Source organism: Bradyrhizobium tropiciagri, from assembly GCF_018130545.1.
GTDB classification, from domain to species: Bacteria; Pseudomonadota; Alphaproteobacteria; order Rhizobiales; family Xanthobacteraceae; genus Bradyrhizobium; species Bradyrhizobium tropiciagri_A.
The window spans coordinates 111,149-125,000 of the sequence record NZ_JAFCKF010000010.1; the positions used below are offsets into that span (position 1 = coordinate 111,149).

At 64.6% G+C, this 13,852-nt stretch carries 15 protein-coding genes; 9 read left to right on the forward strand and 6 right to left on the reverse strand.

Annotated elements, in window-relative coordinates:
* Nucleotides 1-228 precede the first annotated feature (228 nt).
* From JQ616_RS34335 to JQ616_RS34345, 3 genes are all read right to left on the reverse strand, one after another.
* Nucleotides 229-465: a hypothetical protein gene (locus tag JQ616_RS34335; RefSeq protein ID WP_212022596.1), complete on the reverse strand. Its 237-nt coding sequence runs from the start codon at nucleotides 463-465 to the stop codon at nucleotides 229-231.
* A gap of 218 nt (nucleotides 466-683) precedes the next feature.
* Nucleotides 684-1,814 carry an Mrp/NBP35 family ATP-binding protein gene (locus JQ616_RS34340; protein WP_212022597.1) on the reverse strand — a complete coding sequence of 377 codons (1,131 nt, stop codon included), beginning with the start codon at nucleotides 1,812-1,814 and terminating at the stop codon, nucleotides 684-686.
* A gap of 56 nt (nucleotides 1,815-1,870) precedes the next feature.
* On the reverse strand, nucleotides 1,871-2,308 hold the full coding sequence (locus tag JQ616_RS34345; protein ID WP_212022598.1) for a VOC family protein: 438 nt from the start codon (nucleotides 2,306-2,308) through the stop codon (nucleotides 1,871-1,873).
* A 103-nt stretch (nucleotides 2,309-2,411) separates the two neighbouring features.
* Between JQ616_RS34345 and JQ616_RS34350 the strand changes: the two genes are divergently transcribed.
* The 4 genes from JQ616_RS34350 (at nucleotide 2,412) to JQ616_RS34365 (ending at nucleotide 6,212) form a co-directional block, all read left to right on the forward strand.
* Nucleotides 2,412-3,380, forward strand: coding sequence for an NAD(P)-dependent oxidoreductase (locus tag JQ616_RS34350; RefSeq protein ID WP_433996030.1), 969 nt, complete (start codon nucleotides 2,412-2,414; stop codon nucleotides 3,378-3,380).
* A gap of 253 nt (nucleotides 3,381-3,633) precedes the next feature.
* Nucleotides 3,634-5,238 carry a sensor histidine kinase gene (locus tag JQ616_RS34355; protein WP_212022600.1) on the forward strand — a complete coding sequence of 535 codons (1,605 nt, stop codon included), beginning with the start codon at nucleotides 3,634-3,636 and terminating at the stop codon, nucleotides 5,236-5,238.
* A gap of 154 nt (nucleotides 5,239-5,392) precedes the next feature.
* On the forward strand, nucleotides 5,393-5,596 hold the full coding sequence (locus JQ616_RS34360; RefSeq protein WP_212022601.1) for a DUF1289 domain-containing protein: 204 nt from the start codon (nucleotides 5,393-5,395) through the stop codon (nucleotides 5,594-5,596).
* Nucleotides 5,597-5,621: 25 nt separating this feature from the next.
* Nucleotides 5,622-6,212, forward strand: a complete 591-nt coding sequence (locus tag JQ616_RS34365) for a TIGR02281 family clan AA aspartic protease (protein ID WP_212022602.1) — start codon at nucleotides 5,622-5,624, stop codon at nucleotides 6,210-6,212.
* A gap of 2 nt (nucleotides 6,213-6,214) precedes the next feature.
* Here JQ616_RS34365 and catC read toward each other — a convergent pair whose 3' ends face one another.
* Both catC and JQ616_RS34375 read right to left on the reverse strand, forming a co-directional pair.
* The gene (gene catC / locus JQ616_RS34370; RefSeq protein ID WP_212022603.1) at nucleotides 6,215-6,505 is read right to left on the reverse strand and encodes a muconolactone Delta-isomerase; all 291 of its coding nucleotides are present in this window, start codon (nucleotides 6,503-6,505) and stop codon (nucleotides 6,215-6,217) included.
* A 74-nt stretch (nucleotides 6,506-6,579) separates the two neighbouring features.
* Nucleotides 6,580-8,157, reverse strand: coding sequence for a 4-hydroxyphenylacetate 3-hydroxylase N-terminal domain-containing protein (locus JQ616_RS34375; protein ID WP_212022604.1), 1,578 nt, complete (start codon nucleotides 8,155-8,157; stop codon nucleotides 6,580-6,582).
* A 262-nt stretch (nucleotides 8,158-8,419) separates the two neighbouring features.
* Between JQ616_RS34375 and JQ616_RS34380 the strand changes: the two genes are divergently transcribed.
* The 5 genes from JQ616_RS34380 (at nucleotide 8,420) to JQ616_RS34400 (ending at nucleotide 12,841) form a co-directional block, all read left to right on the forward strand.
* Nucleotides 8,420-9,049 (forward strand): FAD synthetase, encoded by a 630-nt coding sequence (locus tag JQ616_RS34380; protein WP_249137642.1) that lies wholly within the window; start codon nucleotides 8,420-8,422, stop codon nucleotides 9,047-9,049.
* Nucleotides 9,046-9,570 carry a flavin reductase family protein gene (locus JQ616_RS34385; protein WP_212022605.1) on the forward strand — a complete coding sequence of 175 codons (525 nt, stop codon included), beginning with the start codon at nucleotides 9,046-9,048 and terminating at the stop codon, nucleotides 9,568-9,570. Before JQ616_RS34380 ends, JQ616_RS34385 begins: the two co-directional genes overlap by 4 nt.
* Nucleotides 9,571-9,643: 73 nt before the next feature.
* Nucleotides 9,644-10,513, forward strand: coding sequence for an intradiol ring-cleavage dioxygenase (locus JQ616_RS34390; RefSeq protein ID WP_212022606.1), 870 nt, complete (start codon nucleotides 9,644-9,646; stop codon nucleotides 10,511-10,513).
* 69 nt (nucleotides 10,514-10,582) lie between these two features.
* Nucleotides 10,583-11,761, forward strand: coding sequence for a muconate/chloromuconate family cycloisomerase (locus tag JQ616_RS34395; protein WP_212022607.1), 1,179 nt, complete (start codon nucleotides 10,583-10,585; stop codon nucleotides 11,759-11,761).
* Nucleotides 11,762-11,923: 162 nt separating this feature from the next.
* Nucleotides 11,924-12,841 carry a LysR family transcriptional regulator gene (locus JQ616_RS34400; RefSeq protein WP_349630082.1) on the forward strand — a complete coding sequence of 306 codons (918 nt, stop codon included), beginning with the start codon at nucleotides 11,924-11,926 and terminating at the stop codon, nucleotides 12,839-12,841.
* A gap of 9 nt (nucleotides 12,842-12,850) precedes the next feature.
* Here JQ616_RS34400 and dusA read toward each other — a convergent pair whose 3' ends face one another.
* Nucleotides 12,851-13,846: a tRNA dihydrouridine(20/20a) synthase DusA gene (gene dusA / locus JQ616_RS34405; RefSeq protein ID WP_212022608.1), complete on the reverse strand. Its 996-nt coding sequence runs from the start codon at nucleotides 13,844-13,846 to the stop codon at nucleotides 12,851-12,853.
* Nucleotides 13,847-13,852 lie beyond the last annotated feature (6 nt).

Sequence of the window (13,852 nt, forward strand, 5' to 3'; positions counted from 1 at the left end):
CTCTGGGTCGGCCCTTTAACACGGAAGCAGCCCTCACGGAAACGCGACGATGGCATGACCGCGCCAATTAAACGAAAGTCTGATGGTGCAGGAAATCGACTGGAAAATGCGGGCTTGGGCGGTGGCAATGGACCTCCTGAGGTCACCCGCGACGCAAGCCTGCATCAGCGGTAAATCGCCGCGTGCGGGCCATCCGGCTCGCCCGCAACCACCGGGCTCCCAAGGCAATCAGCGCCGCGTCGTCTCCCGCGCCTTCTTGGCCTTGTCGGCCAAATGTCGCCCGCGCCGAATCCAGCTTTGCGCGGTGGTCTTGCTGACGCCATAGGTCTTGGCGATCGACTCGGCGGCCTCGCCGATCGAGTCGGATTTCTTCGCGACGTTGAACGCCAGGCGGGAGGCCTCTTCGCGCTTCTCCCGCGTCAGATGCTTGCGGCGTGTTTTCTTTGCTTCGCGTGATGCTGCCATGTCGACGGTCGCCCCACGACCCTTCTGCAGTTCGGCCTCACCCGTGGCCGCCTTCGACCAATACAAGGGTGGTACGATTCGGCCGCTGCTGCACAAACATACAGGCCGAAACCGATTCAGCAATCGTCCAGAGGCACCAAGGGCGACAGGCCTGTGAAGAAAGGCCACCGGACGCCGGCATATCAGGCCGGTCGACTCGCCGGGACAGCACTGTGGGCTCAGGCGGCGGCAATCACGCCTTGCAGCTGCTCGCGCACCTTGCCGCCGATCGCGCGGTAAATCGCCGCGTGCGGGCCGTCCGGCTCGCTCTCGACCACCGGGTTGCCGGAATCGGAGGCGGCGCGGATCGCGATGTGCAGGGGGATCTCGCCGAGGAACGGCACCCCGAGCTTCTCGGCCTCGTGGCGGGCGCCGCCATGGCCGAAGATGTCCGAGCGGGTGCCGCAATGCGGGCACTGGAAATAGCTCATGTTCTCGACAATGCCGAGCACCGGCACGTTGACCTTCTTGAACATCGCCAGCCCCCGCCGCGCGTCGATCAGCGAGAGATCCTGCGGCGTCGAGACGATGACGGCGCCCTTAAGCGGGACGTTCTGCGCCAGCGTCAGCTGGGCATCGCCGGTGCCGGGCGGCATGTCGACGACCAGCACGTCGAGCGTGCCCCAGGCGACGTCGCGCAGCATCTGGGTGATCGCCGACATCACCATCGGCCCGCGCCAGATCATCGCAGTGTCCTCCTCGACCAGGAAGCCGATCGACATGATCGACAGGCCGAAGCGCACGAGCGGGATCATCTTCTTGTCGTCGTTGAGCTGCGGCTTCTCGCGAATGCCGGTCAGCCGCGGCACCGACGGGCCGTAGATGTCGGCATCAAGCAATCCGACGCGCAGGCCGAGGTCGCGCAGGCCGAGCGCGAGGTTGAGCGCGGTGGTCGACTTGCCGACCCCGCCCTTGCCGGAGGCAACCGCGATGACGGCGGCGATGCCGGGAATCTCGGCCTGGCGCGCCATCGGCGATTGCGCACCGGGCGGATGCGGATGACGGTGCGCGGATGCGGGCTGGACGCCGCCGGCCGGCCGCGGCGGAGGCGCTGCGGCGCCTGCCTTGCGCTCCGCGGTCAGCGCGATCATCGCGACGCTGACGCCGGGAATGGCGCGCACGGCATTCTCGGCCTGCGCACGCACGCTCTCCCACGCACGGGCTTCGGCAGCATCGACGTTGATCGAGAAGAACACCTTGCCGTCGGTGACCGTGATCGCCGACAGCACATTGGCATTGGTCAAGGGGACGCCGCGCGGCGACATCACCTTGGCAAGGCAATCGAGAACCTGTTGCTGCGTCACGCTCACCGCGCATCTCCTGGAAAGTTCAAGAAACCTCCCATAGAGCGTTGCAGCGCAAAAGGCTACCTCGCTCCGACGTCGTCCCGCCGCTCGGCCGGCGCCGCTGAGCCTCCCTCCTTGGCGGCCTCGTAGTTCAGCTCGATCATCACCCCGTTGGGGTCGTTGACGAAGATCTGCCAGAGATCGCCGCCGGGAACCTGGCGGGAGTCGAATTCCATGCCCTTGGACTGCAGCCGCTGCCGCATCCCGGCAAAGCCGTGGCTGGCAAAGGCGACATGATGGACAACGCCGGAGTCAGGCTTTTGCGCCTCGTCGGTCGCGGAAATATCGACCAGATGCACGACCGCCTTGCCCTCGCTGTACATCCACGCTCCGGGGAACGCGAAGTTCGGCCGCGCACCCTTTTCCAGGCCCAGAATGTCCTCATAGAACCGCACCGTGGCGGTGAGATTCCGGGTCCGGATATTGAAATGATCGAGCACACCGACGCTCATGCCCATGCGAGACACTCCCTTTTTTGTGAGGTTCTTTGGTAGGCCGATCCTAGCACAAAACCGGGGTCTGCCATCCAACGAAGCCGTTGCCCTCCGCTGCGCAGGGGGTATGGTGCGGCTCCTTCCATGGACGGAATGCCCTGCCCGCTGCGACATTTCCGACGGGTCTTGGGCGATCACCACGGCAAATCACAAGGTATCAGACATGGCTAAAGTCGCTTTTCTCGGTCTCGGCGTAATGGGCTTCCCGATGGCGGGGCACCTCGTGAAAAAGGGCGGCCATGAGGTCACCGTGTACAACCGAACCGCGGCGAAGGCGAAGGAATGGGCCGACAAGTTCGGCGGCAAGACCGCAGCCACCCCGAAAGCTGCCGCCGAAGGTCAGGACTTCGTGATGTGCTGCGTCGGCAATGACAACGACCTGCGCGCGGTCACGATCGGTCCCGATGGCGCCTTTACCGGGATGAAGAAGGGCGCGACCTTCGTCGATCACACCACCGCCTCCGCCGAGGTCGCCCGCGAGCTCGATGCCGCCGCCACCAAGGCCGGCTTCAAATTCGTCGACGCTCCGGTGTCCGGCGGCCAGGCCGGCGCCGAGAACGGCGTGTTGACGGTGATGTGCGGCGGCGCCGAAGACGCCTATGCGGGCGCGGAGCCGATCATCACCGGCGCCTATGCGCGGATGTGCAAGCTGCTCGGACCGGCAGGCGCCGGCCAGCTGACCAAGATGGTCAACCAGATCTGCATCGCAGGCCTGGTGCAGGGCCTCTCCGAGGGCATCCACTTCGCCAAGAAGAGCGGCCTCGACGTCGCGGCCGTGATCGAGACCATCTCCAAGGGCGCCGCGCAGTCCTGGCAGATGGAGAACCGCTACAAGACCATGAACGAGGGCAAGTACGATTTCGGCTTCGCGGTCGAGTGGATGCGCAAGGACCTTTCGATCGCGCTGGCGGAAGCCCGCCGCAACGGCGCCACCCTGCCCGCGACCGCGCTGGTCGACCAGTTCTATGCCGAGGTCGAGAAGATGGGCGGCAAGCGCTGGGATACGTCGAGCCTGCTCGCCCGCCTGCAGCGTTAACGCCTCGCATCCGGCCATGGTGACCCGCGCCGGCGGGTCACCTGCCCTGCTGCGGCGTCTCCCGATGTTTGCAAGCTCCGCAGCACTACGATTGCGCACCATTTGCGCAGCAGCGCACCGCCCGCCGCAAAAGTTAATTTAACCTCCGGTTAACGAGTTTCTTTAGCTCTTTAAGTCATCGCTTAATGATTTAGCGTTACAGATAGACAATGCAAAAGGCCCGCGCGGTTCGCTGGCAGGATTTGTGTTGTTTATGAGTAATCCCGCAGAAAAGCCTGAAGTTGTAGCGCTTCCGGCAGGACCTCAGGTGGCGGCGCCGGTGAACAGCCGGCGCGTTGCTGCGCAGCGGGTACGCGAGGCGCGGGATCGGTTAACGTCAACCAGTGGAACCCGCCCGGCGTTCGACGCCGAACTGCTCCGCCAATACGCCCAGACCCGGATCTCGGCCTCCTACGTCGTGATGCTGCTGGTGGTGGCAACCGGCGTGCTGTTCGGCCTCTGGATGAAGCCGATCGTTGCCGGCGCCTGGACGGTCGGCATCCTCTGCGTCCATGTCGCAATCATCCGCAGCTGCGTCCGCTTCCTCGCCGAGCCCAGCTCGGTCGCTGTGACCCGCAAATGGCGGACGCGGTTCGTGCTGCTCGACCTGCTCTACGGCCTGTGCTGGACCGCGATCCTGATCCACCCCGCCGGGCGCGATCTCGCCTCCAACACGCTGATGATGTTCCTGATGCTGCTGGTGATCGCGGTCTCCAGCATGCTGGCGGCGAGCCTGCCGATCGCAGCGCTCGCGGCAACCGTGCCGGTGACGGTCGGGATCGCGCTCGACCTCGTGCTCAACGGCGCGTTCGACAATTACGTGCTGGCGCTACTGGCGCTTGCCGCCGAGGGTTATTTCGCGCTGCTGGCGCACCGCCTGCATTCGACCACGCTGGCAACGCTGGAGGCCCGTGCCGAAAAGGACGCGCTGATCGGCGAACTGGAACAGGCCAAGGCGATCTCCGACGAGGCGCGGCACCGCGCCGAATCCGCCAACGTCGCCAAGTCGCGCTTCCTGGCCCAGATGAGCCACGAACTGCGCACACCGCTCAACGCCATCCTCGGCTTCTCCGAGGTGATGAAGAGCGAGATCTTCGGCGCACACGCCGTGCCGGTCTACAAGGAATATTCCGCCGACATCCATAATTCCGGCGTGCACCTGCTCAATCTCATCAACGAGATCCTCGATCTGTCGCGGATCGAGGCCGGCCGCTACGAGCTCAACGAAGAGGCCGTGGCGCTGGTCCATGTCGTCGCCGACTGCCATCATTTGCTGAAGCTGCGCGCCTCCAGTCGTGGCATCACCATCCACGAAGTGTTCGAGCACGGCATGCCCCGGATCTGGGGCGACGAGCGCGCCATCCGCCAGGTCGTGCTCAATCTGCTCTCCAACTCGATCAAGTTCACCCCGCAGGGCGGCGAGATCTGGCTCAAGGTCGGCTGGACCGCGTCGGGCGGGCAGTATCTGAGCGTCAAGGACACCGGCAGCGGCATCGCCGAGGACGAGATCCCGGTCGTGCTGGCCTCGTTCGGCCAGGGCTCCAACTCGATCAAGTCGGCGGAACAGGGTGCGGGCCTCGGCCTGCCGATCGCGAAGAGCCTGATCGACATGCATGGCGGCACCTTCACGCTGAAATCGAAGCTGCGCATCGGCACCGAGGTGATCGTGACCTTGCCGCCGGAGCGGGTGATGAGCGCGCTGGCGCCGATGACGGAGGAAGCGCCACCGATGCAGCCGGAGCCCGCCGAGCCCACGATGGCGGCCGACCGGAAGAGCGTGCGCCGCAAGTCGATCATGAGTGCCGGCACCGGATTGTAGAACATGTCGCGAAAAAACGTGACGCGGTCTTCGCTGCCAATAAATGCAAGGCGTTCGCGCGACGACCATGCTCGCGACAAAAAGCCGGGGCGTGATGCAGCATCCCGATTCGACCGGCTTGCACTGGCGGCCGAAACGGTTCAACAGTTGAAGAATGAGCTCAGAGACACCGTGTATCGCAGTCTGCATGATGGACCCCAGGACGAAGCTCTGCTTCGGCTGCGGCCGCACGCTTCCGGAGATCGCGCGCTGGCACAAGATGGACAGCGCGGAGCGGCGGTCGGTGATGGCGGCGCTGCCGGCACGCATGGCCGAGGCCGGGCTCCAGCGCATGGAGCCGCGTCCGAAGCGCGCCTGAGCACCGCCGCGGCCGGAGGTGCATGGTGACCCGCATCCTCCTCGTCATGCTGCTCTTGATGGCAACCGCCGGCGCCGTCGTCGCCTATGGCGATCCCGACCAGATCGCGCGCGCCAGGGAGAACCTGACCCAGATCTTCGGCCGCAGCACCACCGCCTCGGCGTCCACTTCCACCTCCGCCCCTGCGGTGCAGATCGCGCGCAGCCAGGGCGGCGAGTTCGCCTTCCGCGCCAAGATCAACGGCGTCAGCGCGCCGATGGTGATCGACACCGGCGCGACCTCGGTGGTGCTGACCTGGGAAACCGCCAAGGCGATCGGGTTGCCGACCGACATGCTCGACTACAATGTCGACCTCGAGACCGCCGGCGGTCACACCAAGGCGGCGCGGCTGACGCTCGATCGTCTCGCGGTCGGCAAGCTGGTCGAGAAATCGGTCCCGGCGCTGGTGGTGCAGCGCGGGCAGATGAAGACCAATCTGCTCGGCATGAGCTTCCTCGACCGACTCGAAAGCTGGGGTGTCCGCTCCGACACGCTGAGCCTGACCGGATACCCCGACGTCACCGGCAGCATCAGCACCTCAAGCCGCCATCGTCGCCCGCGCACGGTTGTCGACTAGCGCTAGCGGTCGTCGTCGTGGATCGACGACGGATGCCGGCACAGCGGTGTTACGCTGATCTCCATGAACGGAAACAGCGGCAGGCTCGACAGGATGTCGTGCAATTCCTGCGCGCCGGATACATCGAAGATGCTGACATTGGCGTAGCGCCCGGCCACCCGCCACAGATGGCGCCAGGCGCCCGTCCGCTGCAGCTCCATGGCGCGGGTGCGCTCGGCTTGTTTCAGCGCATCGACTTTTTCCGCCGGGATGTCGTGCGGAATCCGCACATCCATTTCAACGTGGAATAGCATGGCGATGGTCTCCCCTTACAAAGGCGAAGCCGCCGCGTGATCGCGGCGGCTTCATCGATTTGTCTAACAGATTGTCAGCCTTGCACCAGACCGCGGCTGACGAGGTTGATGTCGTCCGGATTGACGAGGTCCTTCGCGGTCCAGCCCGAGACGTCGTAATCGCTCATGCAGTTGCGCACGAAATCCTGCATCGCGCCGAGATCGCCGGTGGCGCTCGCGGCCATCAGGGTCTCGACCCGCAGGTTCTCGTAGTTGCCCGCATAGTTGCGCTCGTAGAGCTCATGCCGGCCGCCGAACTCGGAGCCGACCGCGTCCCACAGCAGCTTGAGCAGCTTGATCCGGTCGATCGCCGCATAGCCGTTGGAGCCGCGCACGAAACGGTCGAGATAGGGCCGGATGGCCTCGCTCTCGAGATCCGCCGAGCTCGACGGCAGATAGATCAGGCCGCTCGCGACGTGACGCTCGATCAATTCCTTGATCCGCGGATAGGCCATCGGCGCGAACACGCGGTAGGCCAGCCCGTAGTTCAGGTTAGGCAGATTGTAGCCGTCGGTGCCCTGCCAGGCGATCGGCGACTTCACCATCGCATCCGCAATGCCGTGGAACAGATTGCGCCAGGCGATCACCTCGCCCACCGCGGTCTGCACGCCGCGGAAGTCCTTGGATCCGGTGGCCTCGACCGCCATCGAGAACAGGCCGGCGATGAAGTCGAGCTTGACGGCAAGTCGCGTCACGCCGTGCAGCGTGAAGCGCGGGATGAAGCCGGACGCCGGGAAGAACTGGTTGATCTTGTCGACGTCGCCATAGATGAAGACGTTCTCCCAGGGCACCAGCACCTTATCGAAGACCAGAATGGAGTCGTTCTCATCGAAGCGGCTCGAGAGCGGATAGTCGAACGGCGAGCCGGTCGCGGCCGCGGTGAATTCGTAGGACGAGCGGGCGATCAGCTTGATGCCCTTGGCGTCCATCGGCGCCGTGAAGATCAGCGCGAATGACTTGTCCTTGATCGGGATGCCGTAGTGCGCGATGAAATTGTAGTGCGTCAGCGCCGAGCCGGTCGCGACCACCTTCGCGCCCGAGACGATCAGGCCGGCGTCGGTCTCCTTCTCGACATGCATGAAGACGTCACGCACCTCCTCGATGGCGCGGTCGCGATCGATCGGTGGATTGACGATGGCGTGATTCCAGAAGTCGATCCGCTCCTGGGTCCGGGAATACCACTTCTTTGCGTTGCCGGCATATTCGCCATAGAAGCCCGAGTTCGCACCGAGCGTGCCGAGGAATGCCGCCTTGTAGTCCGGCGAGCGGCCCATCCAGCCATACGCGACCTTCTGCAGTTCGGCGATCGCGTCGCGGCCCTTGACGAGGTCATCGGCCGTTTTCGAGCCGAGGAAGAACGGATGGGTCAACTGCCCGGAGCCGGTATCGGTCAGGACGCCGATCTGATCCTTCTTCTCGTGGAAGCGATCGTACCAGCGCGCCACCATCCGCGCCGAATTGCGAAAGGCGGGATGCTGGGTGACGTTCTTGACGCGCTCGCCATAGATGTAGATTTCGCGGCCGTCCTGGATGCTGTCCAGGAATTCCGCGCCGGTATAGACGCTGGTGGTTGGCTGGGGCGCGTCGGCCCGCAAGGCAGCTGCTGTCGTCATGGGTTCTCCTCCGCTTGTGTCGTTGGACCGGCGGGCGTTTGCCATACCGGCCCGGACCATCCCGTCACGCTCTTGGTCGGCGTGACATCGGAGGAAAAGCTACGCGCTCAGGACGAGCGGGCGAAAGGTATCACACCATACCGCGCGGATTGACCGGGCTCGGGCTATGACACGATGGCACGGACCGGACGGCGATGATCGTCCCACCGACGCAACGTCGCAGCTGATGCAGCAATGCGCAGCACGGCAAAGGGAGCGGACCATGGGCAAAGGTTGGGCCAAGGGTTTTGACAGCACCACTGTCGCTTTCCATCGCGATGGGGAATTGGCGCTCGACACCTGCGTCGTGACGATCGGCGCGTTTGACGGCGTTCATCGCGGCCACCAGGAACTGCTGCGGCAGACGGTTGCGGCAGCGCAGCGCCACGGCGTTCCTGCCGTGGTCTACACATTCGATCCGCCGCCAAAGGTGTATTTCGGCCACGCCGAGCCGCTGATATCGCTGCGCGAAAAGCTAGCGCGCATCGCAACATTCGCGCCTGACCATGTCGTTGTGGCCGACTTCAACCAGATCTATGTCCGGCGCAGCGCGGCCGATTTCCTCGCCGAATTGCAGCGGCTGCGCCCGCGCGAGGTGATCGTCGGCGAGGACTTCCGTTTCGGGTCCTGCAAGGGCGGCACCGCGCAGCTGCTGCGGCAGCATTTCAACACCCGCGTCCTGCCGCCAGTGCGCTGCGGCAATGGCGAGATTGTCTCCAGCAGCCGGATCCGCGCACTTCGGCGATCCGGCCTTGCAGCCGCCGCTGCAGCGCTGGAAAATTGGCGGGATATCGTGACCGCGTCACCAGCCAGCCGAGCCGGCCTGGCCCAATTCGAGGTCATCAGCCAATGACCACCATCGATCCGCGCGAGCTGCGCAATGCCTGCGGGCAATTCGGCACCGGCGTCACCATTATCACGACGCATTGCGAGGGACGCGATCACGGCATGACTGCCAATGCCTTCATGTCGGTCTCGCTCGATCCACCGTTGGTCGCGATCTCGATCGCGAAGAGCGCGAAGATGCTTTGCAACATCCAGGACACCGGCCGTTTTGCAGTCAGCGTTCTCGCCGAAGGCATGGAGGATCTCGCCTGGCATTTCGCCGGCAAGCCCAGGCTCGATCTCCGCGACGTGTTCGAACGGCGCGGCGAGCTGCCTGTCATCGCCAATGCGGTGGCATATTTCGTGACCGATCTCGCCGACGAGATCGTCGCCGGCGACCACACCATTTTCATCGGTCATGTCCGCGAGATGGCGCTCGAGCAGAACAGGAAGCCGCTGCTGTTCTTCCGCGGCCGCTTCGGCGGCTTCGCCGATCCGCACCCGGCGCCCGCGATGCTGGAGAATGCCGCTTACGAATTCGTCTGGTGAGACCGCCAGCCCGATATTCCCGAGAACGGGGAATGCACGTTTGAGGAAACTGCAAGAAAAGGAGGAAACGACCATGCTGAACGTCAACAAGGATACCATCACCGACCACGTGATCGCCGCGCTCGCGACTGATATTCCGGATCGCAATCGCCAGATCATGACGAGCCTGATCCGCCACATGCACGACTTCTGCAAGGAGGTCGACCTGACCTTCGCCGAATGGTTCGCGGCCTGCGAATTCCTGCGCCGAGCCGGCGACATCTCGGACGAGAAGCGCAACGAGTTTATCCTGATCGCGGATATCCTCGGCGTCGAGGTGCTGGTCGACATGCTCGACCACCGCGTCACCGACGGAGAGAGCGAGTCCACCGTGCTCGGGCCGTTCTACCGCGAGAACCCGCCGGTGCTCGCCAAGGGCGCCTCGATCATCAAGAAGACGTTCGACAATGCACAGACCGTCAAGGTCTCGGGACGCATCGTCGACACCGCCGGGCGGCCGATCGAGGGCGTCACCATCGACGTCTGGGAAGACGCGCCGAACGGACTTTATGATCTGCAAGACCCCGAACAGCCCGCCTACAATCTGCGCGGCCGCTTCACGACCGATGCCAATGGCGAATACGCCTTCGTGGCGCTGCGCCCCGAGCCCTACCCGATCCCCTATGACGGCGCCGGCGGCGAGCTCCTGAAGTACATGGGCCACCATCCCTGGCGCCCCGGTCACATCCACTTCATGCTCTCCAAGGACGGCTATCAGTCGCTGATCTCGCAGATCTACGATTCCGAGACCAAGTATCTCGACAACGACTCGGTGTTCGCCGTGAAGCAGAGCCTGATCGGCAAATTCAACAAGGCCCCGGCCGGCGCCGACACCGATCTGGTGCTCAACTTCGACTTCAAGCTGAAGAAGGCGGCAGTCGAGCGGCTCGTCGCGGCCGAGTAACACGTAACAAGCCCCCCGCCGGACCTCGAAGGCCCGGCGGGCTCCACTTGAACTGACCTGCGAGGACAAATGAGTCGTGCCGTGATCGAAATCGCCGAGCCCGTAGAACAAGTGCGCGGTCTCGCAAAGGACACTGCGATCCGCAGTATCCGCGCCACGATCGTGGAGGCGCCGACCCGCCGCCGGCACAAGCTGTCGAACACGGAAGTCACGCATCAGGGCTACGTGCTGGTGCGCGTTCAGCTCGACAATGGCGTGACGGGCATCGGCGAGGCCTCGACGCTCGGCGGGCCGCGCTGGGCCGAGGAAAGCGTGGAATCGATCAAGGCCGCGGTCACGAATTACCTGGCGCCGGCGCTGCTCGGGCAGCCTGCCCTCGCCTTTGAAGCCAATAGCTTGCGCATGAGCAAGGCCGCCACCCGTAATTTCGCGGCCAAGGGCGCCATCGAATCCGCTTTGCTCGACGCCGCCGGCAAGACGCTCGGCCTGCCCGCCAGTGCCCTGCTCGGCGGCGCGGTGCGCCAACGCATGGAAGTGATCTGGGCGCTGGCCTCGGGCGACAGCGGCCAGGAGCTGGAGGAAGCGAAAGAGAAGCTGCGGCGCCGCGAGCACCGCCAGTTCAAGATCAAGTTCGGCTTCAACCGGCCGCAGGCCGACCTCAAGCGGTTGCAGACGCTGCGCGCCGGGCTCGGCGACGAGGTGCGCCTGATCGTCGACGTCAACCAGGGCTGGACCGAAGCCGAATGCATCCGCTTCATGCCGGCGCTGGAAGAACTGGATGTCGCGCTCGTCGAACAGCCGGTGTCGGCACTGCAGCTGGACACCATGGCACGCGTGGCGGCGCGCACATCCATCCCGCTGCTGGTCGACGAAGCGGCGTTCACCAAGGAGGAGATCGCCCGCGTCGCGACGATGGGGTGCGGCAGCGTCTACTCGCTGAAGCTCGTGAAGAGCGGCGGCCTGTTCGAGATCAAGCGCGCCGCCGCAGTCGCCGGCGCGCATGGCCTCGAACTCTATGGCGGTTGTCTGCTGGAGAGCAGCATCGGCGCGGCGGCACATCTTGCCGCATTCGCCACCCTGCCCAGGCTCGAATGGGGCACCGAGCATTTCGGTCCGCGAATTCTCGTGGAGGATCTGGTCGTCAACCCGATCAGGTTCGATGAGTTCGAGATCTGCGTGCCCGACGGCCCCGGCCTCGGCGTAGAGGTCGACGAGGACAAGATCCGCGCCTTCGCTCGCAAGGACTAGCCGGATGACATCGTTCCCTCAGACAATTGACAATCCCGGGACCCATGCCCAGTCTTCGCGCTGGAACCAACTCAATCGTGCGCTGATGACCAATCGGTATCGAACCCGACAGGCCTTGACCGCAGCTTCTCCGGAAGTCTGCGAACAGATGTCCGGCTGACCGTGACTGAGCGCGACGATGTCATGGACCTCAGGCGGCTGGTCTATTTCGTCGCCGTCGCCGAGGAGTTGCATTTCGGCCGCGCCGCCTCGCGGCTTGCGATCGCCCAGCCGCCGCTGAGCCGGCAGATCGCCCAGCTCGAGAGCGATCTCGGCGTCATGCTGATCGACCGCAGCCGCAGCCAAATCCGTTTGACGCAGGCCGGCAACGTTCTATTGGAGCGGGCACGCGATGTGCTGGAGCGCCTCGACCGGACACATCGCGAGATCAAGCGGATCGGCGAAGGCTTTTCAGGTCACCTGCGCGTCGCCTTCGTCGGATCGGCGACCTATGGCGTTCTGCCCAACGTGATCAAGGCGTTTCGCTCGGCCTATCCCGACGTCGAGCTCGCGCTGTCGGCGATGAACAATGCCGAGCAGAAGCGCGCGGTGATCCAGCGCGAGATCGATATCGCCGTCGCGCGGCCCTCGCTCGACGACGAGGAATTGAAGTCGGAGCCGCTGCTGCAGGAGCCCTTGATCCTCGCGCTGTCGGACACCTCGCCGCTGCTGGAACGACAGGTCACGCGGCTATCGGCGCTCAAGTCCGAGACGTTCGTGCTCTACCCGCGCAAACCGCGGCCGAGCTTTGCCGACCACATCCTCAACATCTGCCTCGAGGAAGGTTTCATTCCGAAATCGCAGGTGCTGGCCCAGGACTATCAGACCGCGATCAGCCTGGTATCGGTTGGCGTCGGCATCGCGCTGGTGCCGAAATCAGTCTCGCAGGCGGAGCGTCCCGGCGTCGCCTACCGCGCCTATGAAGGGCACAATCCGGGCACCGCGCTGTCGCTGAACTACCGGCGCGACAACCGGATGCCGCACCTCTTCAATTTCCTGAAGGTCGCGCAGGACGTCGTGCGGCGTCAGCGCAAGCCGTAATCCGTCCCGTCAGGCCGCCACCGCCGTGCGTGCGCGATCGTCAACCAGCGCGATCGCATCGCGCAGCACGTTGACACCGGCGCCGGGCCGAACGCCGTTCTCCGCGAGGTGCCTGCGGAATGCACGCGCGCCGGGCACGCCATGGAAGGCGCCGACGAAATGGCGCGTGATCGAATGCAGCCGCGTGCCTTCGGCCAGTTGCCGCTCGATATAGGGCAGCATCGCTTCAAATACGTCCTTCATCGTCGCGTGCGGCGGCGTCTCACCGAACAGCTCGGAATCGACGGTCAGCAGCCGCCACGGCTCCTGATAAGCTGCCCGTCCCAGCATCACGCCATCGACATGCGCGAGATGCTGGCTGGCTTCGGCGAGGCTCGTGATGCCGCCATTGATGATGATGGGCACATCCGGCAACACCGCCTTGAGGCGATAGACCCGATCATAGTCGAGCGGCGGGATGTCGCGGTTCTCCTTCGGCGACAAACCGTTCAGCCAAGCCTTGCGCGCATGCACGACCAGCGCATCGGCGCCGGCCGCAATCACGCCCCGTGCCAGCGTATCGAGCGCGACTTCCGGATCCTGGTCGTCGATGCCGATCCGGCATTTCACCGTGACCGGGATTTTCACCGCGCGCTTCATCGCCGCAACGCCTTCGGCGACCAGCGCCGGCTCCGCCATCAGGCAGGCGCCGAAACGGCCATCCTTCACGCGATCGGACGGACAACCGACATTGAGGTTGATCTCGTCGTAGCCGAAATCCTCGCCGATCCGGGCTGCGGTTGCGAGATCGCCCGGATCGGAACCACCGAGCTGCAACGCCACCGGATGCTCGCTGGCATCGAAGCCAAGCAGCCGCGCCCGATCGCCATGAATGATGGCGCCAGTCGTCAGCATCTCGGTATAAAGCCACGCCCGGCGCGACATCAGGCGATGGAAGACGCGGCAATGCCGGTCTGTCCAATCCATCATCGGGGCCACAGAAAAGCGATAGTCTTGCGATTTCAATTATTT